This window comes from Peribacillus folii (assembly GCF_030271255.1).
GTDB lineage: Bacteria > Bacillota > Bacilli > Bacillales > DSM-1321 > Peribacillus.
The window spans coordinates 211,837-235,636 of record NZ_JASJOM010000001.1; the positions used below are offsets into that span (position 1 = coordinate 211,837).

25 protein-coding genes, 1 tRNA gene and 1 riboswitch are annotated in these 23,800 nt (G+C 43.1%); of the genes, 5 read left to right on the forward strand and 21 right to left on the reverse strand.

The window, feature by feature from the left end; translation table 11 throughout:
• Positions 1 to 172: 172 nt before the first annotated feature.
• Positions 173 to 373, reverse strand: coding sequence for a hypothetical protein (locus tag QNI08_RS01030; RefSeq protein WP_285765577.1), 201 nt, complete (start codon positions 371 to 373; stop codon positions 173 to 175).
• A 792-nt stretch (positions 374 to 1,165) separates the two neighbouring features.
• Between QNI08_RS01030 and QNI08_RS01035 the strand changes: the two genes are divergently transcribed.
• Genes QNI08_RS01035 through QNI08_RS01050 form a run of 4 tightly spaced genes read left to right on the forward strand, consistent with a single transcriptional unit; the run spans position 1,166 to position 3,876 of the window.
• Positions 1,166 to 1,981 (forward strand): hypothetical protein, encoded by an 816-nt coding sequence (locus QNI08_RS01035; protein ID WP_285765578.1) that lies wholly within the window; start codon positions 1,166 to 1,168, stop codon positions 1,979 to 1,981.
• Positions 1,982 to 1,993: 12 nt separating this feature from the next.
• The gene (locus QNI08_RS01040; RefSeq protein WP_285765579.1) at positions 1,994 to 2,728 is read left to right on the forward strand and encodes a hypothetical protein; all 735 of its coding nucleotides are present in this window, start codon (positions 1,994 to 1,996) and stop codon (positions 2,726 to 2,728) included.
• 10 nt (positions 2,729 to 2,738) lie between these two features.
• Complete coding sequence (locus tag QNI08_RS01045) at positions 2,739 to 3,365, forward strand: ATP-binding cassette domain-containing protein (RefSeq protein WP_285765580.1); 627 nt, start codon at positions 2,739 to 2,741, stop codon at positions 3,363 to 3,365.
• Positions 3,358 to 3,876, forward strand: coding sequence for a hypothetical protein (locus QNI08_RS01050; protein ID WP_285765581.1), 519 nt, complete (start codon positions 3,358 to 3,360; stop codon positions 3,874 to 3,876). Before QNI08_RS01045 ends, QNI08_RS01050 begins: the two co-directional genes overlap by 8 nt.
• A 170-nt stretch (positions 3,877 to 4,046) precedes the next feature.
• Here QNI08_RS01050 and QNI08_RS01055 read toward each other — a convergent pair.
• The 11 genes from QNI08_RS01055 to QNI08_RS01105 form a co-directional block, all read right to left on the reverse strand.
• Positions 4,047 to 4,120 (reverse strand) — tRNA-Arg (locus QNI08_RS01055).
• A 172-nt stretch (positions 4,121 to 4,292) separates the two neighbouring features.
• Entirely contained in the window at positions 4,293 to 4,805 is a 513-nt protein-coding gene (locus tag QNI08_RS01060; RefSeq protein ID WP_285765867.1) for a metallophosphoesterase, read from the reverse strand.
• 2 nt (positions 4,806 to 4,807) lie between these two features.
• A complete protein-coding gene (locus QNI08_RS01065) occupies positions 4,808 to 5,419 on the reverse strand; it encodes an XTP/dITP diphosphatase (protein ID WP_285765582.1) in 612 nt (203 codons plus the stop codon).
• Positions 5,420 to 5,680: 261 nt separating this feature from the next.
• Positions 5,681 to 6,754, reverse strand: coding sequence for a GerMN domain-containing protein (locus tag QNI08_RS01070; protein ID WP_285765583.1), 1,074 nt, complete (start codon positions 6,752 to 6,754; stop codon positions 5,681 to 5,683).
• Positions 6,755 to 6,949: 195 nt separating this feature from the next.
• Positions 6,950 to 7,753 carry a glutamate racemase gene (gene racE / locus QNI08_RS01075; protein ID WP_285765584.1) on the reverse strand — a complete coding sequence of 268 codons (804 nt, stop codon included), beginning with the start codon at positions 7,751 to 7,753 and terminating at the stop codon, positions 6,950 to 6,952.
• 10 nt (positions 7,754 to 7,763) lie between these two features.
• A complete protein-coding gene (locus tag QNI08_RS01080; RefSeq protein WP_285765585.1) occupies positions 7,764 to 8,207 on the reverse strand; it encodes a MarR family winged helix-turn-helix transcriptional regulator in 444 nt (147 codons plus the stop codon).
• A 219-nt stretch (positions 8,208 to 8,426) separates the two neighbouring features.
• Positions 8,427 to 8,651, reverse strand: a complete 225-nt coding sequence (locus QNI08_RS01085) for a helix-turn-helix domain-containing protein (RefSeq protein WP_028392149.1) — start codon at positions 8,649 to 8,651, stop codon at positions 8,427 to 8,429.
• Positions 8,652 to 8,772: 121 nt separating this feature from the next.
• On the reverse strand, positions 8,773 to 9,237 hold the full coding sequence (locus QNI08_RS01090) for an acyl-CoA thioesterase (RefSeq protein ID WP_285765586.1): 465 nt from the start codon (positions 9,235 to 9,237) through the stop codon (positions 8,773 to 8,775).
• Between the two features lie 197 nt (positions 9,238 to 9,434).
• A complete protein-coding gene (gene sdhB, locus QNI08_RS01095; protein ID WP_061142165.1) occupies positions 9,435 to 10,208 on the reverse strand; it encodes a succinate dehydrogenase iron-sulfur subunit in 774 nt (257 codons plus the stop codon).
• Between the two features lie 17 nt (positions 10,209 to 10,225).
• Complete coding sequence (gene sdhA, locus QNI08_RS01100; RefSeq protein ID WP_285765587.1) at positions 10,226 to 11,977, reverse strand: succinate dehydrogenase flavoprotein subunit; 1,752 nt, start codon at positions 11,975 to 11,977, stop codon at positions 10,226 to 10,228.
• A 72-nt stretch (positions 11,978 to 12,049) separates the two neighbouring features.
• Positions 12,050 to 12,658 carry a succinate dehydrogenase cytochrome b558 subunit gene (locus QNI08_RS01105; RefSeq protein ID WP_285765588.1) on the reverse strand — a complete coding sequence of 203 codons (609 nt, stop codon included), beginning with the start codon at positions 12,656 to 12,658 and terminating at the stop codon, positions 12,050 to 12,052.
• Between the two features lie 383 nt (positions 12,659 to 13,041).
• Between QNI08_RS01105 and QNI08_RS01110 the strand changes: the two genes are divergently transcribed.
• A complete protein-coding gene (locus tag QNI08_RS01110; RefSeq protein WP_285765589.1) occupies positions 13,042 to 13,497 on the forward strand; it encodes a YslB family protein in 456 nt (151 codons plus the stop codon).
• Positions 13,498 to 13,559: 62 nt separating this feature from the next.
• On the opposite strand, the gene QNI08_RS01115 is transcribed toward QNI08_RS01110, so the two are convergent.
• The 9 genes from QNI08_RS01115 to QNI08_RS01155 all read right to left on the reverse strand — a co-directional run bounded on the left by QNI08_RS01115 (position 13,560) and on the right by QNI08_RS01155 (position 23,775).
• On the reverse strand, positions 13,560 to 14,792 hold the full coding sequence (locus QNI08_RS01115; RefSeq protein ID WP_285765590.1) for an aspartate kinase: 1,233 nt from the start codon (positions 14,790 to 14,792) through the stop codon (positions 13,560 to 13,562).
• A gap of 85 nt (positions 14,793 to 14,877) precedes the next feature.
• Positions 14,878 to 15,054: riboswitch (Lysine riboswitch) on the reverse strand.
• Between the two features lie 61 nt (positions 15,055 to 15,115).
• Positions 15,116 to 16,888, reverse strand: coding sequence for an excinuclease ABC subunit UvrC (uvrC, locus tag QNI08_RS01120; RefSeq protein WP_285765591.1), 1,773 nt, complete (start codon positions 16,886 to 16,888; stop codon positions 15,116 to 15,118).
• 102 nt (positions 16,889 to 16,990) lie between these two features.
• Entirely contained in the window at positions 16,991 to 17,311 is a 321-nt protein-coding gene (trxA, locus tag QNI08_RS01125) for a thioredoxin (RefSeq protein ID WP_328113193.1), read from the reverse strand.
• Between the two features lie 189 nt (positions 17,312 to 17,500).
• A complete protein-coding gene (locus QNI08_RS01130; RefSeq protein ID WP_285765592.1) occupies positions 17,501 to 18,478 on the reverse strand; it encodes an electron transfer flavoprotein subunit alpha/FixB family protein in 978 nt (325 codons plus the stop codon).
• A 72-nt stretch (positions 18,479 to 18,550) separates the two neighbouring features.
• Positions 18,551 to 19,324: an electron transfer flavoprotein subunit beta/FixA family protein gene (locus QNI08_RS01135; RefSeq protein ID WP_285765593.1), complete on the reverse strand. Its 774-nt coding sequence runs from the start codon at positions 19,322 to 19,324 to the stop codon at positions 18,551 to 18,553.
• Positions 19,325 to 19,452: 128 nt separating this feature from the next.
• Entirely contained in the window at positions 19,453 to 20,226 is a 774-nt protein-coding gene (locus QNI08_RS01140) for an enoyl-CoA hydratase (protein WP_285765594.1), read from the reverse strand.
• 125 nt (positions 20,227 to 20,351) lie between these two features.
• The gene (locus QNI08_RS01145; protein WP_285765595.1) at positions 20,352 to 20,939 is read right to left on the reverse strand and encodes a fatty acid metabolism transcriptional regulator FadR; all 588 of its coding nucleotides are present in this window, start codon (positions 20,937 to 20,939) and stop codon (positions 20,352 to 20,354) included.
• Positions 20,940 to 21,146: 207 nt separating this feature from the next.
• A complete protein-coding gene (locus QNI08_RS01150) occupies positions 21,147 to 22,844 on the reverse strand; it encodes a long-chain-fatty-acid--CoA ligase (RefSeq protein ID WP_285765596.1) in 1,698 nt (565 codons plus the stop codon).
• Positions 22,845 to 23,367: 523 nt separating this feature from the next.
• Complete coding sequence (locus QNI08_RS01155) at positions 23,368 to 23,775, reverse strand: DUF350 domain-containing protein (protein ID WP_285765597.1); 408 nt, start codon at positions 23,773 to 23,775, stop codon at positions 23,368 to 23,370.
• Positions 23,776 to 23,800 lie beyond the last annotated feature (25 nt).

Sequence of the window (23,800 nt, forward strand, 5' to 3'; positions counted from 1 at the left end):
TTTCTTTACGACCGCCTCCAGACAGCCAAGCACTTGCAGCACAAGAATGAAACGAAACGGTTAAGCACCATAAAAAAATCTGCAGCCAAACTCGAATGATCGTGGAGTTTGGCTGCAGATTGGACCATATGAAACATGACAGAAAAAGCTAATCCGTAAATTCCTTCACGAATTAGCTAGGCACGAACTTCAGTATTCCTTCCAAATAAATCCCTTGCTCCTTCCGTGTGCATTCCCTCAGCTTGATTCTTCCTTCATTTTCTAATTCCTTGGCTAATTGGGCCACATTTGTTCCATCTTCGGCTATCTCCACAGAAAAGAAATTACCCCGAGTGGAAGTTTGAATGAACTTGAACAAACGATCTTTATTCATTTAAACAACTCCTTATCCATTACAAATTCGACATAAAAAGCAATCCACCTGCGATATTTTGAAATTAAATACTTCTTACCTGAATGCTTATATCCGCAACCACTTACGGTATGGATAACTTTCATGTACCCGAAATATGAATGTTTCACCATCACATAGTCCTGTTATTTCCCCTTTTTTTCATCATAAATGAGTAAATTTGATACTATTTACTTATTTTTCGTTGCAATACTCCTGAAGTTTTACTATACTTTGGTTGGTTGCAGCCAAAATAATCCTTAATTGGAAGGAGTATTACATTAAAAAAAAGTAAATGGATAGTAACTGGTCTTTTATCATTAGGCATTCTAGGTTATGCAGGAACGGAAACACAAGCTCAGGAGGTAAGGAGCTTCACCGGTTATAATGTTACTTATTCTGGAGCTGAGAAATTCGCACCAGAATCGTTAAGAAAATCAAACACCAAAGGTGTCGTTAATCTATCAAACGATTCTGGTACTGCTTGGATTACAGCAAATATGAAAAACTCCAACGGTGTTTTCAGGGGCGGAACAAATGTCCAAAGAGGAAAGAAAGCCACATTTAAAACTGAGAAGGCCGAGGTAGGGTACAAGTACAAATTAGGGCTAAGAAAAACGAATAATACCGGTGGAGGGAAGGTTACGATAAAAGGTTCTTGGTCTGCAAGTGGCGGTTAAACGTTAATGAAATGTAAAGTGTTGTCCGGAATTTCATTCTTGGGCAACACTCCTTTAAATAATTAAAGCTAGTAGAAACAGCGGAGGAAATTCAATGTTACTCAGTACATTTAAAATTAGAAGCCGATATATGGCGTTAGCATCATTTTTATTGTTTGGCGGATTAACCCTTTCCTGGGTGTTTGCTAGTCATTATTTTGAAATCATGACAATGGATTATAACGCACCTGATTTAGTAGGGACTAAAGAAGACATCAGACACAGTTTCATAGCTGGCATTTCAACTTGGGAAGTATTTGTTGATTCTTCGATGTTTCACATCATCAACTACATTCCCGTTTTATTCATATTACCTACGCTTGGATTATTCACAGAGAAAAGAAGTTTATATGTTCTCGGAAGACATCGTTTTCCATTAATAAAAAACCAGGTTTATAGAGATGTCATACAATATACATTGTTATCAACGTTTACTGTTGTATCAACCTATTTATTGTATTATTCGATCGGGGCAATCTTTGTTTATCGCAGTCTTGATGATATAGGAGGATTTGCTTCGATTTTACCTCACAATTTTTATAGCAGCCATCCTTACCTCTTCTTTGTTTTCATGGTATGTACAATTTATTTATGTTTAGCATTCGTGTTCAGTTTGTTAGCGTGTGCATTGGTTTTATTATTAAATCGAGAGTATAAAGTCATTGTATCGGTATTGATCATCTATTTTTTGTACGGAAAACTAGGTGTTTACACTCAAAGTGTTTGGTTTGACATTTTCGCAAGCTTCACCGCTTTCAATACCATGTATTCCACATTGGAAGCATTTCTGCCATTGGTTCTATTGTTTATCATGGCGATAATATTACTGATCGCAGGTGTAAATAAGACAGTTAAAAATCCAGAAAGTTAAAGGTCTAAAAAAGTGGCGATAAAAAACTATCCAATATTATTACTAACCGTTATGATCACTTCCGTTTCATTAGCTTTCATTAACTATATCCAAGGCTATCAACATATCATCATCTATATGAGTGACTATCATGAATCGTTACCAGCTGAAGCGATCCTGGATCGGATCTTTGTTAATAAAGCCTTTAACCAGATTGAACATATGGAAGGAAATAGCGTTCTCCATTTCATCAGTCCATATACGTTTTATGCAGCGTCTATTTTTTGGGGTTCCCTTTCTTTCCTCATGATCAAGAAAACCTATCATCCATTTGTTTTTTCCCGAATCAACCTGCAACGGGAGGCTTTAAGAATAATCAGGGGTCGATACATCCTTCCTGTAACGTTATTTGTATTTATATACGTCAGTTCCATTTTTACGTTCGTTTTTGTTCATGGTGCACTGGAATTTGAGTATCCAGCTTCAATCATAAGACAATTTTTATTTTTTGGCATCGCAAGCATTCTCATTTCCTTAGGACTTTCATCAATCTTGTTTTACCTCTATTTGAAATTCCAAGAAACGACGGCATTATTGACTGTGTTCATACTCATTTCCGTATTATTCATCATGGATCTGCAACTAAAGACGTTCAGCGTTGTATTTATTAGTGGTGATGCTTATTTTGTTGGTGGGATGATTGCGGGGATCTGTTTAATGATTCTTGCCCGCCTGTTACTACGGAACTTGAAATATAAAATTGTATAGGGGCCTTAAAATGATTAAAGTACAGAATATTAATAAGAGCATAAAGCATCACACCATTCTAAATAATATTTCCTTATCAATTAAGCCAGGAATTTGTGTAGGCTTTGTAGGGCCAAACGGATCAGGCAAAACGATGTTGTTAAAAGCGATTTGTGGATTTACGGCTATTAATGATGGCGAGATTTGGGTGGAAGGCAAACGAATCCTTTTCAGTAAGAAATATATTGACAATGCCGGCATCATCATTGAACAGCCGCCATTCATAAACTACTTAACTGGCATGGAAAATTTATCGATCTTAGCGAATATACAAAAAAAGATTACAAAAGAAGATATCGTTCAAACCTTAAATAAAGTGGGTCTAGCTCATGCAAAAGACAAAAAAGTGAAGGCATATTCCTTGGGCATGAAACAACGTTTGAGGATAGCACAAGCTATCATGGAGAACCCGGAAATATTAGTCTTGGATGAACCTTTCAATGGATTGGATAAGAAGTCCGTTATTGAGATCCAAGAGCTGTTATTGGATTACAAGAAGAACGGGGTCACGATTTTACTGACAAGCCATGATGATCGGCAAATAAACTATCTTTGTGACATAGTCTATGAATTGAATGGAGGCGAGCTCGTTGAATAAAAAAAATGCTTGCCTTATCTTGAGCATACTCTTCCTAACAGCCTGTTCGCCATATGGAATTACCGGAAACCCAGAAGATGCTAGTGATACCGAATCCACTCCTGAAGAAATAGCCGCCATGGAAAATCCTCCAACTTTTTCAATAACAGTGGAGGAATTTGAAAAAGCGATTGTAAACAATGATAATCAAAGGCTCCTGATTAAAACGGAGTCAGGTTTTAATACAGAAGATAATAAGATCCAGCTTACTTATGATTCAACAGACGAAAAGAAGAATCTAGCCGACCTTTTTTTATTCGTTGAGGAATCTAAAGAAGACTTCCCCACTATTGAAAAGAAATTCACGGCTGTTTTAGAAGTGATTTTTCAATCTTTGGACGTTTCCTATGATATAAGCGAATTGAAAGCTAATTTAAAAGGAAATGATTTCTTGGGTATGGATACCGATGATGTTTCCGTATCCATAACAAATAATAGTACAAATATTCAATTGGCTATCATTCCGAAATAGCGACATCCATCATAGCAAAGGGCTAGGATTTATTTGTGCCCTTTGCGACGCCCATACTGACGAAATGGCATTATTTATAATGCCCTGTAACTTTTCCAACGGCATTCTGAACAAATAAAAAACCCCTGTAATGCTGAGCGATCAACATTACAGGGGTTTTTTCTAATTAGTGTCCCAGGAGAGATTCGAACTCCCGACCGACGCCTTAGAAGGGCGTTGCTCTATCCAGCTGAGCTACTGAGACGTTTATGATATAAGTTGCGGTAAAACTTATGTATTACCTTAACTGTTCCCTTAGGACACTTCTTATTATAGTAGGATATCAAAAGAAAGTCAACGCTTTTTCTGAAAAAGTTTTTTCCTTTTTTAAAATCCAGGAAGCGGGGAAAAACGCTTCCTGTTCATTATACATGATGTCATTCGAATTGATAAGTATTTCTTAGCTCTTCCACTATTTTTCCTTCAAGGTCGTAATAGATGATTTCAAGATGGTCTTTTTCGATTTCCAAGATGGCATAGGTCTTCTCCATTCTTCCCCGCGGCTGCCGGATGCTTCCCGGGTTGATGAAAAGCTTGCCATCGATCATCTCAGAACCAGCAGCATGGGAGTGGCCAAAGCAAACGATATCCGCTCCGACTTCTTCACTTTTATAAGCTACGTTCATCAACGTCATCTTGATGTTGTAGAGATGCCCGTGTGTGAGGAAGAACCGCTTGCCAGCGATGTTCTCCACCAAATCATCCGGATAGGCATCATCATAGTCACAATTGCCCCGAACGGCGAGGAAATCCTCCATGAGTGGGTCTTTTCGTTCCAATTCGGAGTCCCCGCAATGAATCATTGCTGCGACTTCCTGTTTATGACGGTCGGTTATCATGCCGATTTCCTGCATGAGTCCATGACTATCACTCATGATTAGGATTTTCATCGTCACATTCCTTCCTCCCTCTTTAAAAATAGATCAAGTTTTTCATCCAAAGCCTGCAAGGCATGAGCCCGGTGGCTGATTTGGTTTTTTTGCTCTTTCGTCAATTCTGCACTTGTTTTGCCTTTTTCTTTAACAAAAAAGATGGGATCATACCCAAATCCGTTCTCTCCGGAAGGCTGCTCCGTTATAAAACCCTCCATCGTTCCAGATACCGTAATTGTTTCCTGGTTCGGTGAGGCTAGTGCCAGGGCGCAATAAAATCTCGCGGTCCTTTCCGCTTCAGGGACTCCTTCCAGCTCGCTGAGGACTTTTTGCGTGTTCGCTTCGTCACTTTTCGCTTCACCGGCATAGCGCGCTGAATAAACGCCCGGCCTGCCATCCAATGCATCTACGATCAAGCCTGAATCATCTGCAATGACAAAATGACCCAACTGCTGGGCAATGGCCTCCGCCTTCAGGATTGCATTCGCTTCGAAAGTCGTACCGGTTTCCTCGACATCCGGTGCACCCGGCACATCGTGAAGCGTTTTGACTTCATACCCTTTAGCGGCGAATAAGCTTTCGAATTCCTTCGCTTTTCCTTTATTCTTCGTTGCAATGATTACTGTCTTCATCCTTCATCTCACCTTTTTTCGTTTTTTGATCTTCGAATGATGCAGGAAGCCCTTTTGGGCCACTGAATCTTTATATGTAATTGCCGGCGCTTCCACAATGCCTTGTAATTTAAGTCTAACACAAATCTCACTTCATCAATAATCCCGGCTCTTATGGCCATCAGAATAATTTTCCACGCTGAGTTTCCATGATTATCATAAATCGAAAAAAAAAGAGGCAGCGGTAGGCTGCCTCCAACTGTTCCAGCTATAATCGATGTTTTAGAAGCTACCCGTGTTGACCTTTTCCGGACGGACGACAGGCTCTGATATTTTCTTTCCTTCTTCATTCAGAATATCGGCGCTTCCCTTCACTTGCACTTCAACGCTTTCAATTCCCTTTTGTTCCGTTAACGAAAGTACCAAGGCATCGAGAACTTCTTTTGACACTTTTTTCTCTTTAAAGCTGCCCAAGATATTTTCGTTGAAATTGAGGCTGACCTTGCCATCTGCCATTTTAGGCTGGTCAAGTAAGGCTACATCAGTCATGAAGCCTGTTTGTAAATTCGAATTCGAAGGACTCTTCGTCAGCTCCTGAATCGCAGCTGTTACATCATCAGAAACCGTTTCACTGATCCGGCGCGTTACCGGAACATAATACGTATATTCCTCGTCACCGCCGACATAATAAACGGTCAGTGCTTTCGTATTCGATATGTCGACAGCGTCGCTTGTATCAATGTTGATTCCTGAAGATCTGGAAATATTCTCATCGATCGGCGTGCCATTGACAGGCATTTCGGAAATATCTTCTCCATTAATCCTCATCTTGATTTTATCGACGGAGTCAAATTGCGTCAGCGTCCATGTAATGGCTTGAAGGATCTTGAGCTCATCTTCTTTTTGATAGTTTTTGAACTCCGGCGAAAAGTCGGCCACTGCCACTCCGTCTTTAATGTTCACGCTTATTTGGGTATCTGCAGGAATGACCGCCCTGAACCCATTTGGCAGTTTATCCGTGACTGGCCCGTTATCGACTAAATAATCAAGCGCCTGCTTAGCGACAGCTTCGGATTTAGGGAGCTCCAATGTCTGCGGAACCACATACCCGCTTTTATCAATTAAATATAACTCCGTTTTCACCGTTTTGGATTCCACGGCGCCTTCCTCACCATCTGTTGCAGGCTGCTCTTGGCCATTCGATTCCTTTAATGATGATTCATCGTCGACCATGGAAACATCCTTGGGCGGATCAATTTCCTTTTTCTCTTCACCGCCGAATAATCCGCATCCGGAAAGCCAAATGGAAGATGCGAGAATGGTAACAGCCATCGTTACTTTTGATTTATTGGACATAAAATCACTCCTAGGACAGTTTGTACTCCTATTTATACGAGCCCTAGGGGAAAATAGACCAATTTTTTTTTACCTTTCCACAAGCGTCCTTCATGTTCATGGAAGGCAGGCCGCTGCCTCCTATCGCTTATTCTCCATGATCTCTGCAAGTTATCTTGGACTTGCCATCAAAAAAAGACTCCCAAAATGGAAGTCTTATAAGTGATCGATCTTGATGGTTTCAACCATGCTGATGTGGATGCCAAGCCAGCTCGAGGCGATCTCCCCGAACATATCCCTGGAGCCGGTTGTGTAAAAACGATGAACCGGACGGAGCTTGCTTTTATTGATTAATCTATAATAATCCAAGATGACGCTTGCCTCACGGGCCGTCTCTTCTCCCGAGGAAATCACCTGGACTCCATTTCCCATATAGGATGAAATGACAGATCCCAGTAGCGGATAATGGGTACAGCCGAGTATTAATGTATCGATCTTCGTTTTCTTCAGCGGACTTAAGGTTTGTGCCACGACCCTATTGACGATTTGCCCTTCAAACTCGCCGCTTTCCACGATCGGGACAAATTTTGGACAGGCCAGACTGTCCACTTTCACATCGGTATTAATGGAAGCCAGTGCATCGTCATAAGCTTTGCTTTTCACCGTGCCTTCCGTGCCGATGATGCCAATATGCAGGGAGTTCGATACTTTCAACGCCGCTCGTGCACCTGGATGGATGACGCCCAGGACAGGAATCGAAAGCGTGGCCCTTATTTCATCAAGTACGGCCGCTGTTGCCGTGTTGCAGGCAATGATCAGCATCTTAATATCCTTCTTCAACAAAAATCTCGTCATTTGCCATGTGAAGGCTTGAACATCTTTTTTGGATCTAGGTCCATAAGGACATCTTGCTGTATCGCCTAAATAAATGATATTTTCATTCGGCAGCTGACGCATGACTTCTTTCGCTACAGTCAAGCCGCCTACCCCTGAATCAATGATTCCTATTGGTTGTTTCAAAAAACTCGCCTCATTTTTCTTTCATTTCTTGATGTAATTTAGCCAAGATCCCTTGAAGGGAAACGATGTCAGCATCATTGAAATGGGCTAACACGCCGCTCAAATACTGCTGCCGTTTATTGATCACTTCTTCGATGATCCGTTCCCCTTCACCAAGAAGGTGAATGCGAACCACCCGCCGGTCCTTTTCATCTTTGACGCGCTGGACGAGCTGACGCTTCTCCATCCGGTCAATCAGATCCGTCGTTGTGCTGAAGGCAAGGAACATTTTCGTCGACAATTCGCCAATCGTCATGTCGCCAGCTTCAAAAAGATATTGCAAAGCCAGAAATTGAGGAATGGTTATATGATAATCATATAGGATCTCTCGTCCCCTCTGCTTAATCCAGGACGATACATAGCGCAATTCCTTTTCGATATCGGCTACATAAGCCACCTGCTTTTCTTCATCCATACACCCAACTCCCCGCTTCATGAAACTTATCATACTACCATTTTGGATGAAAGTGAAATGATTTTCAAGATTGATTGTCCGGAATTGTCACGCTCCCCATAAAAATAAGCAGCATCCAAAGAAGTCAAAACAATGAGATTGTTTTCGACTTCCTTATATGCTGCCAAATAGAACGGGAGAGAAAATATTTATAAGGCTTACGTATTAAACGCTAACACATTAAAGCTTAAGTTCTCCCATACGAAGGAGTTCTATGACTGCCTGCGAACGTCCTTTGACTCCAAGCTTCTGCATCGCATTCGAGATATGGTTTCGAACTGTTTTTTCGCTAATAAACAATTCACCTGCGATTTCTTTTGTTGTTTTGTCTTGTACTAGTAACTCAAATACTTCTTTTTCTCTTTTGGTGAGTAGTGGCTTATGAGTGAATTCGTTCTCCTTCAAGTAATGTTACCCTCCTTGCCTTCACCAGCATAAAACCCGGAGTGGGTGTCTATTTAGTCAAGATATAGTATGTCGGCAAGTGCAAGGGAGTGACTATTTTACTTAATGGGATGAAATTTTTTCAGGAATGTTCGACCTCCGCATGCCACATCCCTTGCTTCATCTCCTCCGTCCAGGGTGTCGGCTTCCCGGTATCTTTGGAGACTTGGACGATCGTTCCCCTGCCCGTTAAACATATGGAACCATCTTGCTTAGTGCCCATGTAATGAAGATCTACCGAGGAGGTCCCAATATGGTCGGCTTTCACATGGATCGTCAATCGATCATTGAAAAACACCTGCTGCAGATAATCACATTGCAGATCGGCGACTACCGGAATTTGATCACTGGTGAATGCCGTCCAATCCTTCATGAATCCCAAGCTATTAAAATATTCTATCCGCGCTTCCTCAAAATAAGTAAAGGGAATCGTATTATTTAAATGCCCGAACATATCCGTTTCCGAAAAGCGGACCTTAATCTCATGTTTAAAAGAAAAATCACTGATCCACTCCGTTATATTATCGATATATGATATTCTGCCCAACTTGTGCACTCCCTTTCGAAAATGAATGGCTATTCACTCATTTTATAAGAAAAAGGGAATAATGAAAAGGATTTTCTCTCGGAAAGCTGGTTAATCTGCATATCGGTTCCATCATTTGTCACTCCCTGTTCTTTTTCGATGGGATTCGCTAAAAAAAGAACCCGTATCCTAGGATACAGGCCCTTTCGTTTTGATGATTAAACTTCGTCGCTTCCAAAGAAGTTACGGAATTGCTGGATGGCCGTATCACGGTTCAGTGCCGCAATCGATGTAGTCAATGGAATGCCTTTAGGACAAGACTGCACACAGTTTTGTGAGTTACCGCAGTTTGCAAGCCCTCCATCGGACATGATCGTATTCAGGCGTTCCGCTTTATTCATGGCACCAGTTGGATGCGCGTTGAATAGACGGACTTGTGATAAAGGCTGTGGCCCCATGAAGTTGGAGTTGCTGTTCACGTTTGGACAAGCTTCCAAGCAAACGCCGCAAGTCATGCATTTTGATAATTCATACGCCCATTGGCGTTTCTTTTCTGGCATACGCGGACCAGGTCCCAGATTGTACGTTCCATCGATCGGAATCCAGGCTTTAACCTTTTTCAACGAGTCGAACATGCGGCTGCGATCTACTTGAAGGTCGCGAACCACAGGGAAAGTACGCATTGGAGCAAGACGGACAGGCTGTTCCAATTGGTCGATAAGGGCTGTACATGATTGTCTTGGTTTGCCATTGATGACCATTGAACAAGCACCACATACTTCCTCAAGGCAGTTCATGTCCCAAGCGATCGCTGTCGTATGTTTGCCTTGTACTGTTACCGGGTTACGACGGATTTCCATAAGCGCGGAAATCACGTTCATATTCGGACGGTACGCTAATTCAAATTCCTCATCATAAGGAGCTGAATCCGGTGTATCTTGACGAGTGATGATAAAACGGACTGTTTTAGTCTCAGATTTAGTTTCAACCATTTTTTTGCTCCCCCTCTTTAATGTTTCGTCGTGTAGTCACGTTTACGCGGCGCGATAAGTGATACATCAATATCTTCATAATGGAATTCAGGTGCTTGATCCAAGCCTTTGAACGTCGCCATTGTCGTTTTCATGAATTCTTCATCATTACGTTCCGGGAAATCAGGCTTATAATGCGCTCCGCGGCTTTCATCACGGTTCAACGCACCGATCGTGATCACACGTGCCAATTGCATCATATTTTGCAGCTGTCTAGTGAAGGCAGCTCCTTGGTTGCTCCATTTAGCCGTATCATTGATGTTGATTTGCTTGTAACGTTCCATCAGCTCAAGAATCTTGTTATCCGTTTCTTTCAGCTTGTCATTGTAACGAACGACCGTAACATGCTGAGTCATCCACTCACCAAGTTCTTTGTGAAGGACGTACGCATTTTCATTTCCATCAAGAGACATGACACTGTTCCATTTTTCCTGCTCTTGTTTTTCGTATCCATCATATAAGGAAGAAGGAATGGATTCAGAAGTTTTGGCAAGGCCTTCGATATATTTAACGGCATTCGGACCAGCGACTGAACCGCCATAGATGGCAGAAAGAAGCGAGTTCGCGCCAAGACGGTTACCGCCATGCTGGGAGTAATCGCACTCACCTGCAGCGAATAAGCCTTTAATGTTAGTCATTTGGTCATAATCAACCCATAGTCCGCCCATTGAATAGTGAACGGCAGGGAAAATTTTCATTGGAACTTTACGAGGATCTTCACCCATGAATTTCTCGTAGATTTCAATGATTCCGCCAAGTTTGATATCCAGTAATTTAGGATCTTTATGTGATAGATCCAGATAAACCATGTTTTCTCCATTGATACCAAGCTTCATGTTCATACATACGTCGAAGATTTCACGAGTCGCGATATCACGAGGCACCAAGTTACCATAAGCTGGGTATTTTTCCTCAAGGAAGTACCAAGGTTTTCCGTCTTTATATGTCCAGATACGTCCGCCTTCACCACGAGCCGACTCACTCATTAGACGAAGCTTGTCATCTCCCGGGATCGCTGTCGGGTGAATTTGAATGAACTCACCGTTAGCATACTTAACACCTTGTTGGTATACGATCGAAGCTGCCGAACCTGTGTTGATCATCGAGTTTGTTGATTTACCGAATATGATTCCCGGTCCGCCGCTCGCCATGATGACTGCATCGCCTGGGAATGATTTGATCTCCATTGTCGTCAAGTTCTGGGCTACGATACCGCGTGCCGTTTCTTCGTCATCGATAACGGCTCCAAGGAATTCCCAGCCCTCATATTTCGTTACAAGACCTTCCACTTCATAACGGCGAACCTGCTCGTCCAATGCATAAAGTAATTGTTGACCAGTCGTTGCACCAGCGAATGCTGTACGGCTATGTTGAGTACCGCCGAAACGACGGAAATCAAGGAGACCTTCCGGAGTACGGTTGAACATAACGCCCATACGGTCAAACATATGGATGATCGATGGTGCCGCTTCGCACATCGCTTTAACCGGCGGCTGGTTAGCCAAGAAATCTCCGCCATAAACTGTATCATCAAAGTGGATGAATGGAGAATCCCCTTCACCCTTCGTATTTACTGCCCCATTGATTCCGCCTTGGGCACAAACTGAGTGAGAGCGTTTAACAGGAACTAATGAAAATAAATCAACCTGTTGTCCAAGCTCTGCTGCTTTGATCGTCGCCATTAAACCGGCTAGACCTCCACCTACGATAATGATTTTACCTTTACCCAATTCTGTCACTCCCTTATTTCCATTAGCAAAGCTATGTTTTTATCCGAATACTATAAATGAACTTCTACCTTCTTATACGAAAGCGAAAATTGCACTAACACCGATATAAGAAAGCAGAACGAAAACGATCAAAGTAAAATAAGTCATGATTTTTTGCGATTTAGGTGAAACTGTCAGACCCCAGCTCACTGCAAATGACCATAACCCATTCGCAAAGTGGAAAATCGCTGAGATGATACCTACAATATAGAACACAATCATGAATGGATTGGAGAATATCTCTGCCATCATGTCAAAATCAACCTCAGCACCCATGGCTGCTTGAACTCTAGTCTCCCAAATATGCCAAACAAGGAAAATCAATGTGATGATTCCAGTCAGGCGCTGCAGCATGAACATCCAGTTACGGAAGAAACTGAATCTGCCTAAATTGTTTTTTGCTGTAAAAGCAATATAAATTCCGTATACAGCATGGAAAATGATTGGTAGATAGATGACGACCCATTCTACCAAAAGCTTTACGGGCGTATACTCAATTAAATGAACTGCCCCATTGAACGTCTCTTCCCCTTTTGTTGCCATAAAGTTTACCGATAAATGAAAAATTAGGAATAGACCAATCGGAATAACTCCAAGAAGTGAATGAAGTCTACGATTCCCAAACTCGCGATTTTTTGCCACTAAGTGCCCCCCCTTAATTTGTGAAAAATCATGCAAAGATAATCTGGTGGCTACCTTTTATCTCCGCGTGAAAATAAAGTATAGAGTGCAAAAGCTCTCCTATACTTTCTTACAATTATGTGACATGTCCATTTTACTCCTGACTTCTATGTGCGTCAAGAAAACGGATACAACAAATCTCTTTTTTAATATAGATTTTATCGGATGAAAATACATGTTTTTTTATTTGTCAAGACTATATTTAAAGAAAAAACGTACTAATCTATTAATATCTCGGTATAATTTATCATTTTTTTCCAATTACGTTTTAAATAAATAAAAAAACAATATAATTTGCAAAAGAAAAACGTTTATAATAGATTTACAGAAAGAGGCGATGAACTATGAAAAAAAATATTGCTGCAGCGATAGAGGAAGAAATTCAAACAGAAGCGTTTCAAGTCCCGGCTTTCGGATATGAATTAATCAGGGAAGTACTACTGAATGATATACTCGGAAAAGACTCGAATGAAATCCTCTATTGGGCAGGTAAACAATTAGCACGAAAATTCCCACTGAATGGCGATCAGGAAGTCATCGAATTTTTCCAAAGCGCCGGATGGGGCGAATTGGAAATCATCAAGTATACGAAAAACGAGATGGAATTAACGTTGTCGGGTGAAATAATCAGCCGCCGCCTTGATTTACATCCTGACTGTCACTTCCAGCTTGAAGCCGGTTTTCTTGCCGAGCAGTTCACACTGCAAAAAAAATTCCTCAGCGAATCAACCGAAGAAATCAAACGCCGCGCAAAAAAAGTGACATTCACCATCCAATGGGATCCCAGAGATCCAATCTAACAAGCCCAGAAAACAGACTTACCCTTTTTACCGGAAGTCTGTTTTTTACTGGACTCCATGAATCATGCTAGCACATTTGCATGCTGGCCCAGTTTAAATGCTTCATGCAGGGATTCGACCGCCTTCACCATTTCCTTCTCATTGACGACAGTCGAAACCTTGATTTCGGATGTGCTGACCATTTTCACTTGGATGCCCGTATTGGCCATCACTTCAAACATCTCGGCCGCCACTCCCGGATTCGATACCATACCCGATCCGACGATGGATACCTTGGCCAAACCGCCCTCCGTTTCCACCCTTTCAAAAGCCAGCAATTCTTTATTATTTTCGAGGACGATCAAGGCCGCCTTCTTATCTTCACTTTTTATGGAGAAGGATAAGTTTGTCGTATCCTCGGCGGTCATGCTTTGAATGATGATGTCCACATTGATCTGGTTTTTCGCAAGCGTCATGAAAATGGTCGATAAGGCACCAAGTGATTGGGGCAAGCCATATACCGTCACCCTGGTGATGCTATCTTCAAATGCAATGCCGCGTACAATTAAGTTTTCTTCCATAGTTGCTTCCTCCTCAATGATCGTTCCTGATTCCCGCTCCATGCTTGAACGGACTTCCAGCGGGATTTGATAATTTTTCGCATATTCGACAGCCCTTGGATGCAGAACGCCCGCCCCTAAATTGGCTAGCTCGAGCATCTCATCATAGGAGATCGATTGCAGTTTTCGCGCGCCTTTTATGTAGCGCGGATCCGTCGTGAAAACACCCGTTACATCCGTATATATATCACATCTATCCGCATTGAGCGCTGCCGCGATGGCAACTGCCGTCGTATCGGAACCGCCCCGCCCCAATGTAGTGATTTCCCCATTAACGTCGCTTCCTTGAAAACCGGCCACGACAACGATTTTCTGCTCTTGAAGCCTAGCTTGGATCCTCGAAGCATCGATGTCCATTATCCGGGCATTCCCGTGAACCGATTCCGTCTGCATCCCTGCCTGCCAGCCAGTGTAGGAGATTGCTTCATGTCCCTTCTCAAGCAAGGCCATCGTCAGCAGGGAAATCGTAACCTGTTCCCCCGTCGTCAATAGCATATCCATCTCCCTTCTGCTTGGGTTCCCGGAAATATCCTGAGCCATGGAAACCAATTGGTCGGTCGTTTTGCCCATCGCTGACACTACGACGACCACTTCATTGCCCTTCTCCGCTTCCTCGATTACCCGTTTGGCAACATTTTTAAGTTTTTCAACGCTGCCGACGGAAGTTCCGCCGAACTTTTGAACGATTAATGCCATCCTCATGCACCCTCTCTTTTTAGGCAATAAAAAAAGCAATGAGAAATATCTCATTGCTGTGATCACATATCCAATCCTGTAAACACAGTGAGATAGCTCTCCAGGGTATACACCCTGACAATCCGCCATTTATTAAATGTCAGACCAGAAAAACAAGGTATGAGACTTGTCTTCCTTCGGCGTCCTTCCCTTTCGAAACCCTTCATGGAAGCTCATACTTCTCCAGGTTTTTACTCTTGAATTCCGCACCTCTATCAGCACTTTTAAGTTGTCTAATTAAAAATTCCTTTTAATCATAGCATAGTGATTTATGGTGAGCAAGGTTATTCTTGCAATTTTCTTACGATTCCCTCAGCTACCCCTTTTGGCATGCCCGCTCCGATAATATCCTCGACCGAAGCCTCTTTAATTTTCTTCAATGAGCCGAAATGCCTTAACAATTGCTTTCTCCGTTTCTCGCCGACCCCTGGAATATCATCAAGCTGGGAGTGTACGGCATTTTTGCCGCGCAGCTGGCGGTGAAACGTAATCGCGAATCGATGCACTTCATCCTGAATTCTTTGCAATAAGTAGAATTCCTGGCTCCGGGAATCAAGCGGTACAAGCTCAAGCGGATTGCCGATCATCAATTGCGATGTTTTATGCTTTTCGTCTTTAATCAGACCTGAAAGCGGGATATCAAGGCCCAGTTCGTTTTCCAAAATATCGCGTACGGCCTCCACATGCCCTTTGCCTCCATCAATGATGATTAAATCCGGAAGCGGAAGACCTTCTTTCAATACGCGTGAATACCTTCTTCGGACGACCTCGCGCATCGATTCATAATCATCAGGACCCTGGACCGTTTTAATCTTATATTTGCGGTATTCCCTTTTCTCGGGTTTGCCATCAATGAATACGACCAAAGCGGAAACAGGATCGCTTCCCTGGATGTTGGAGTTATCGAAGGCCTCAATTCGATGCGGGGTATAGATCCCTAATTGCACTCCCAGATTTTCCACTGCCTTGATCGTCCTTTCCTCATCCCGCTCGATCAATGAAAACTTTTCCTGAAGCGCAATCGAGGCGTTTTTATTGGCCAATTTCAGCATATCTTTTTTCGCTCCCCGCTTTGGGTGAATGGTCTTCACGCCAAGCAGGCCTTCAGCCAATTCAGCGTCCACCGATTCAGGCAGCAAGATTTCCTTTGGCTTGAAATGGTTGGTAATCTCGTAAAACTGGCCCAGGAAAGTAAGCAGTTCCTGTTCCGGCTCATCATAGACGGGAAAAAGGGAAACATCCCTTTCTATCAATTTACCTTGTCGCACAAAAAATACTTGAACGCACATCCAGCCCTTATCATGAGCAAATCCGAATACATCCCTGTCGATGAAATCGGTCGACATCATTTTCTGCTTTTCCATCGTGATATCAATATGGGCAATCTTGTCACGAAACTCCTTGGCCCTCTCAAAATCCAGATCTTCCGAGGCCTCCAGCATTTTCTCGGTCAGCTCTTTTTTTATTTCCGTATGCCCGCCGTTCAAGAAGCGGTTTATATCATCGAGCATTTTTTTATATTCCTGTTCCTCCACATCATAAACGCATGGAGCCAGACATTGGCCAAGGTGATAATAAAGGCAGACCCGATCCGGTAACGTATTGCACTTCCGAAGAGGGTAGATGCGGTCGAGTAGTTTTTTCGTTTCATTTGCGGCAAAAGCATTAGGATAAGGACCAAAATATTTCCCCTTGTCTTTTTTGACCTTTCTCGTAATGATCAAACGGGGATGCCGCTCCGCAGTCAGCTTAATGAAGGGATAGGTTTTATCATCCTTAAGCATGACATTATATTTTGGATCATGTTTTTTGATCAGATTCAGCTCTAAGATGAGCGCCTCGATATTGGAAGATGTAATGATGTATTCAAAATCCTCAATCTCGTTGACGAGCCGGAATGTCTTTCCATCATGGGATCCCGTGAAATAGGAACGGACACGGTTCTTCAACACTTTCGCCTTGCCTACGTAAATGATCGTTCCCTGACGATCTTTCATTAGATAACAACCAGGCTGATCGGGAAGAAGGGCAAGTTTATTCTTTATTTGCTGGTTCATGCATTCAGCCTCCTGTTCTCCCAGTTTACAATTATTATATATCAAGATAGCGAAAAAAGCTTCAAGTCCGGGGACTTGAAGCTTTTTTAACTGGTCCGCTTATTAAGCGTGTTTAGCAATAAGTTCAGCAAGAGCTTCTTTTGGTTGGAAGCCAACCACTTTATCCACCACTTCACCGTCTTTAAGGACGATTAGTGTCGGGATGCTCATTACACCGAATTTCCCTGCTGTTTCTTGGTTTTCATCTACATCGACTTTTACGATTTTCGCCGTATCGCCAATTTCCGTATCAAGCTCTTGAAGAACAGGAGCGATCATTTTACAAGGTCCGCACCAAGGAGCCCAGAAATCTACAAGAACGACACCTTCGCTAGTATCCGTCGTGAACGTTTGGTCAGTTGCATTTACAATAGCCATATATATTTCCTCCTCAAATTTACTCAAATAACTAAAGACAGTATACCATTGTTGCTGGAATCGATGCTATTATTTTGCTTCAGTGGTAGGATGTCCAAAAAAAGAGGGAATATGCACCCAAAGGGAGCAGCCTGAATCAAAAAAGGAAGGGACAAGACATGTTCTGTCTCGTCCCTTATCCGAAGCATCTTCGCTTTACGCATTGACTTTAAGCTTCTTGAATTCCTCCGTCAGCAATGGTATGACTTCAAAAAGGTCGCCGACAATTCCATAGTCAGCTACATTGAAGATGTTCGCTTCAGGATCTTTGTTGATGGCTACGATCACTTTAGAGTTGGACATACCAGCTAAATGCTGGATCGCTCCAGAAATCCCGCAGGCAATATATAGGTCAGGTGTAACGACCTTACCCGTTTGCCCGATTTGTAAAGAATAGTCACAATAATCCGCGTCACATGCACCACGGGAAGCACCTACCGCCCCGCCAAGAACTTGTGCCAGTTCCTTTAAAGGCTCGAAGCCATCTTCACTTTTCACTCCGCGGCCGCCAGCGATGATCACCTTCGCTTCCGAAAGGTCGACTCCTTCACTTGCCTTTCTGACCACATCTTTAATGATCGTGCGTAAATCCTTGATATCCACGCTTAACGCGGCAACATCACCGGAGCGGGACTCATCCTTCGCCAATGGCTCAATATTGTTCGGACGGATCGTCGCGAATATTACGCCACCAGTAACAATTTTCTTTTCAAATGCTTTACCAGAATAAATAGGACGGGTGAAAACGATATTTCCGCCTTCTTCTTCGATGGATGTCACGTCAGAGATCAATCCTGATTCAAGCTTTCCAGCCAATTTAGGGGCAAGGTCTTTTCCAAGCGCCGTGTGTCCGAAGAAAATGCCTTCCGGCTTTTCCTGCTCGATGACGGCTAGCAAGGCTTGAGCAAAACCATCTGAAGTGTACTGCTTCAATTGATCGTTTTCGACAGCAACAACCCGGTCTGCACCGTATTGGATCAATTCATTCCCCAAATCCTGAACACTGTCACCAACTAAAACACCTACGATTTCTCCGCCATCTGCAGCAAGCTTAGCCGCACCGATCGCTTCAAATGATACATTTCTTAGTGAACCGTCGCGAACTTCGCCCAATACAAGAAACTTTCTAGCCATTTATAAAAACCTCCTGTGCTCTATTTTAACTATTTGTTGTGTGTGGTTTGTTTTAAAAAGGTACCGTTTCTATTAAATTACTTTAGCTTCGCTGCGTAATAATTGTACAAGTTCGTTAACTTGGTCACCGATCTCGCCGCTCAATACCTTTCCTGCTTCTTTTTTAGCCGGAAGGTAAATTTCGATCGTTTTCGTTTTCGCTTCGACATCATCCTCTTCCAGGTCCAGATCGTCCAATTCCAATTCTTCAAGCGGTTTCTTCTTCGCTTTCATGATCCCTGGCAATGAAGGATAACGCGGGTCATTTAACCCTTGCTGAGCCGTCACCAATAATGGAAGGGAAGCTTCGATCGTTTCGGAATCCCCCTCAACATCGCGGATAACGCTTACATTTCCATCTGCAATATCCAATTTAGTGATCGTTGTGATATAAGGGATCCCTAAAATTTCGGCAACGCGCGGACCGACTTGCCCTGAACCGCCATCGATTGCGACATTTCCGGCGATGATTAAATCGGCCTCTTTGTCTTTTAAATATTCGCCTATGATTTTGGCTGTCGTGAATTGGTCGCCATTTTCTATATCATCCTCGATATTGATCAATACCGCTTTATCTGCACCCATTGCAAGAGCTGTACGCAATTGCTTCTCGGCCTCTTCGGTTCCGACTGAAATGACCGTTACTTCACCGCCTTGTGCATCCCGCACTTGGATGGCTTCTTCAACAGCATACTCATCATACGGATTGATGATGAATTCTGCTCCATCTTCATTGATTTTCCCGTTGGACAGTGTAATTTTTTCTTCTGTATCAAATGTTCTTTTCAGCAGCACATAAATATTCACGGTAATACCTCCCGAATAATTTGAGTTTTGAAGATTATGAATTTTATAGATATATGAATAGTATTCTTCAGGTTCCAGCAAAATCCTGCATAATATTTAAAAATAGTTTTTTTGTACCTTCAAACATATTATTTCCCTTTGAATACAGCCTCTCTTTTTTCGATGAAGGCACGAATGCCTTCTTGTGCATCAGCCGTATCAAAAGCTTTGCCAAAAAGGGCGGCCTCCCTTTCCACACCTTCATAGTAGGAATCATGCTTCGTATAATTCAATAACTCGATGGCGGCCTTTAATGCAAGCGGGCTTTTCTTGGCGATTTTATGGGCCAATTCCTTTGCCTTCACAAGTAGGTCTTCATCCGTGAAGGCCTGATTCGCCAGACCCCATTGAACGGCTTGTGTGCCTGTGATCGGTTCACTTGTAAAGAGCATTTCAGCTGCCTTTGCCGTGCCGACATAACGTGGAAGGCGCTGTGTACCTGCAAAACCGGGGATTAATCCCAATTGCAGCTCAGGCAAGCCTAGTTTCGCCCTTTCGGTCACCAGACGAATGTGGCAGGACATGGCCAGTTCCAGCCCTCCGCCAAGCGCTGCACCATGGATGGCAGCAATGACCGGTTTGGGAAAGGATTCAATTTTTTCAAAAACAGCTTGACCTTTCTTGGTCAGCGATATGAAGGCTTCACCATTTTTCACTTCCGTAAACTCTTTAATGTCGGCTCCAGCCGAGAAAAATCTTCCTTCACCATGAAGAAGGACAACCCGTACCTCTTCGTTTTGCCCGATTTGATCGAAGGCCTCGGACAGCTCCCCGATGATGGCTGAGGAAAGTGCGTTTGCGGGCGCATGATCAATCGTTATGAATGCCACATGATTTTCGACAGAAAGCTTAAGGTATTCCATATCCATCCCTCCTGGCATGTTAGTCAAACTTTTTCGAACATTCAATATGTATCTCTTTCCTTAAAAAGCAGGAAAGCAATTAACCGATTCTTTAGAGGATGGTCGCCCACCCTCGATTCGAATCGCTAACTTTTCAAGCCACATCCTCCAAGCAGAAGGCGGTGAACGTCTGGTGCCAGGTCCGAGAGCGAATACTTCTGCTCATTCATGACCCATGTGGTCACCGTTTCATCAATCGTTCCAAATATCATCTGCCTTGCAAGTAAATTATTCAAATCAGGCAGGAATTCGCCTTTCTCTTTTCCTTCGGTGATGATCTGATCGATTAGATTCAAATATCCTCTCAACACATCATTGATTCTTAGGCGTAATTCTTTATTCGACTGCCTTAATTCCAACTGGGTTACAATTGCCAAATTGACGTCTTCTGAAAGGATTTGAAAATGTTTCTGGATAAGCACATGCATTTTTTCGGACGCTGTGGATTTCCCTTTGAGTTCCTCTTCGATCTGTTCCACAAAATAGCCCATCTTTTCATGAAATAATGATATCAAAATATCTTCTTTATTTTTAAAATAAAGATAGATGGTGCCGTCCGCTACGCCTGCCTGCTTGGCGATTTTGGATACTTGAGCTTGATAATAGCCGTGTTGGGCAATGACGATGACGGCTGCGTCAATAATTTGATTATACTTCGGTCTGTTGCGTTTCACTGGCGGTCCCCTTTCAGAAAATGAATGAATCATCATTCATATTTCTATCATAAAATGACGACACTTGACTGTCAAGCAAAAACTTTAAAGAGTCCTGAGATTCCACCATCACTATGGTTCATTCTACAGCCTGGATCTGGAGGTTGTCCAGCTTCTTTCCAAAACACGGAGCCATGGGCCTCTGCTCCGTAAGGATGATATGCTGCTTTACGCTTCTTTTCTTTCTTCGGATAGCTTTTTCTTTTCTTCCTCGATCAGGACTCTTCTCAAAATCTTGCCTACCGTGGTTTTAGGCAGCTCTTCCCTGAATTCATAGCTGCGCGGCACCTTATAGGAAGCCAGGCTCTTTCTGGCAAACTCATTCAATTCCGCTTCAGTCGCACTCGCATTATTTTTCAGGACAACATAGGCTTTGACGGTCTCGCCGCGATATGGGTCGGGTATGCCTGCTACCACTACCTCCTGGATCGCCTCATGCTCGTAAAGTACCTCTTCCACCTCACGCGGGTAGATGTTGAATCCTCCGGCAATGATGGTATCTTTTTTCCTCTCGACCACATAAAAGAACCCCTGTTCATCCATGTAGCCCAAATCACCCGTTAGCAGCCAGCCATTTTTAAATGTGCTTTCCGTATCTTCCGGCCGATTCCAGTATCCCTGCATCACTTGAGGTCCTTTTATGGCAATTTCCCCAATTTCATTCGGCGGAAGCTCTTCACCCGTTTCCAGGGACAAAATCGCCGAGTCCGTATCTGGCCAGGGCAGTCCAATGCTTCCTTTTACACGGGGCTGATCCCAAATGAAATTGGCATGTGTCACCGGAGAGGTTTCCGATAGTCCATAGCCCTCAACCAGCTTTCCGCCCGTGATACTTTCGAATTGCTCCTGAACCTCCAAAGGCAGCGGAGCGGAACCGCTTATACACGCATTGATGGAGGACAAATCATATTTGGCGATATCCGGATGGTTCAGCAGGCCGATATACATCGTTGGCGCACCGGGAAACATCGTCGGCTTCTGTTTTTGGATGGTTTTCAGCGTCGCTTCGATATCGAACTTAGGCATGATGATCATCGTATTCCCTTCCATGACGGATAGAACCAATACCGTCGTCATCCCATACACATGGAAGAATGGTAAAATGGCCAGGACCCTCTCCTCCCCGCGCCTATTTTTGTAAAGCCAGGCGTTGCACATCTTGGTATTCGCCAATAGGTTCTTATGAGTCAGCATGACACCTTTTGGAAAACCCGTTGTCCCGCCAGTATATTGCAAAAGCGCAAGGTCTTCATTAACATCGATCGGCTCAAGCACTTCCTCAGGGATTTTCCGTTTCATGATTTCGGTAAATAAATGATGATTGCCTTCATGCTCCACTTTGACGACGATGCCATATTGTTTTTTTTGGATGAACGGATAGATCAGGTTTTTCGGAAAAGGTAAATATTCCTTGATAGCGGTTACAATGATGTGTTCGAGATTCGTTCTTGAAGCGATGGCCGTGACACGCGGAAATAAAATGTCCATCACTACAATCATTTTTGCCCCGGAATCCTTCATTTGGTACTCGAGTTCACGTTCTGTATAGGTTGGATTCGTTTGGACCACTACGCCCCCCGCCATCAATATCCCAAAAAAGCTGATGACCCCCTGAGGACAGTTTGGAAGCATGACGGCAACGCGCTCCCCCTTTTGAAGGCCGATGCCTTTTAAATAGGCTGCGAACCTTAAAGCAGATTCATAGACTTCACGGTAAGACAATTCTTTTCCCTGGAAATGAATCGATGCTTTATCGGGAAATTCTTCGGCTGACTCCTTCAAAAACGAATAAAGAGGCTTATCTTCATACGATAAAACGGCTGGTATCTGTGCCGGATAAATGGCTTGCCATGGCTTATGGCTCATGTACACCCCTCCTTCTGAATATTCTTAATACTCTTTCTCATTATATTACACCCGGGATTTTCTTACAATTGTTGAAATGAGGAAATATAAGCATAAAGGCTGATGGCAGAATCTAAGGTGCATGTAATCTACCACAGAACTTAGAAACCACCCCGAACTGAGTCACATTCGTTTTCAATCAAAGTGGAATGAAACGGAAGGCGCGACACTCCTGCGGGAATTGCGCGTCTACGTGAGACACCGCAGGCTGAAAGCCGAGGAGGCTCAAGGACCGCCTCTGGATAAGGGAGCGCCTGCAGTGAAATGAAACGATCTAAATACAGACCTCCAAAATTGTGGCCATTCAAGTGCTGAGCTTGAAACCACTCTTTCTATTCGACTTCAAAATAAAAAGCGACCGAATGGCCGCTTCTTTCAAGTGAAGAATAACATATAAACGATTCCAAGCAGAAAAAAGATTCCGCAACAAACAATCAAGACTTTTGCAAGCTTCTCCACAATTTTCTCCCTCTCATGCTGGGCATCAAGAAATTCCTGCACCGATGACAAAAGATAAAGCGATGGAAATGATCATCGATAGGAATCCAACTGCCCGGTTATCTTTTTGTATTTCTTCATCTATTTTAAATCCAGGTGTCATAAATTCAAAAATGAAATAACCGATCAGCAAAAGGACAAATCCGTACACACCCCAGCCAATCATGGTAATGAGCGAGTTCTGATGGAGGATGGACTGCTGGAATACATAGGCGATCCCAAATATCTTGCCGCCAGTAGCCAACGCCACGGAAAGGTTTCCCTGCTTGATTTCCTCCCAGTTCTTGTACTTTGTGACAAGTTCAAAGATGGCTAAAAAAACAATCATGCACAAAATTACGACACTGTAACGAGCAGCGATATATACATATTCATTTTCCCACATATTCTCCATGGTCCAACTCCCAAAATGGTAACTG

Excerpts from the sequence above, each read along its gene's own strand:
- sdhB (WP_061142165.1), bottom strand. The coding sequence starts at position 10,208 with ATGGTTGAAACTAAATCTGAGACTAAAACAGTCCGTTTTATCATCACT.
- QNI08_RS01140 (WP_285765594.1), bottom strand. The coding sequence starts at position 20,226 with ATGGAATACCTTAAGCTTTCTGTCGAAAATCATGTGGCATTCATAACG.
- QNI08_RS01130 (WP_285765592.1), bottom strand. The coding sequence starts at position 18,478 with ATGGCTAGAAAGTTTCTTGTATTGGGCGAAGTTCGCGACGGTTCACTA.
- QNI08_RS01030 (WP_285765577.1), bottom strand. The coding sequence starts at position 373 with ATGAATAAAGATCGTTTGTTCAAGTTCATTCAAACTTCCACTCGGGGT.
- QNI08_RS01045 (WP_285765580.1), top strand. The coding sequence starts at position 2,739 with ATGATTAAAGTACAGAATATTAATAAGAGCATAAAGCATCACACCATT.
- QNI08_RS01150 (WP_285765596.1), bottom strand. The coding sequence starts at position 22,844 with ATGAGCCATAAGCCATGGCAAGCCATTTATCCGGCACAGATACCAGCC.
- QNI08_RS01115 (WP_285765590.1), bottom strand. The coding sequence starts at position 14,792 with ATGGCATTAATCGTTCAAAAGTTCGGCGGAACTTCCGTCGGCAGCGTT.
- QNI08_RS01080 (WP_285765585.1), bottom strand. The coding sequence starts at position 8,207 with ATGGATGAAGAAAAGCAGGTGGCTTATGTAGCCGATATCGAAAAGGAA.
- QNI08_RS01110 (WP_285765589.1), top strand. The coding sequence starts at position 13,042 with ATGAAAAAAAATATTGCTGCAGCGATAGAGGAAGAAATTCAAACAGAA.
- QNI08_RS01060 (WP_285765867.1), bottom strand. The coding sequence starts at position 4,805 with ATGAAAATCCTAATCATGAGTGATAGTCATGGACTCATGCAGGAAATC.
- QNI08_RS01155 (WP_285765597.1), bottom strand. The coding sequence starts at position 23,775 with ATGGAGAATATGTGGGAAAATGAATATGTATATATCGCTGCTCGTTAC.
- QNI08_RS01065 (WP_285765582.1), bottom strand. The coding sequence starts at position 5,419 with ATGAAGACAGTAATCATTGCAACGAAGAATAAAGGAAAAGCGAAGGAA.
- uvrC (WP_285765591.1), bottom strand. The coding sequence starts at position 16,888 with ATGAACCAGCAAATAAAGAATAAACTTGCCCTTCTTCCCGATCAGCCT.
- QNI08_RS01070 (WP_285765583.1), bottom strand. The coding sequence starts at position 6,754 with ATGTCCAATAAATCAAAAGTAACGATGGCTGTTACCATTCTCGCATCT.
- QNI08_RS01035 (WP_285765578.1), top strand. The coding sequence starts at position 1,166 with ATGTTACTCAGTACATTTAAAATTAGAAGCCGATATATGGCGTTAGCA.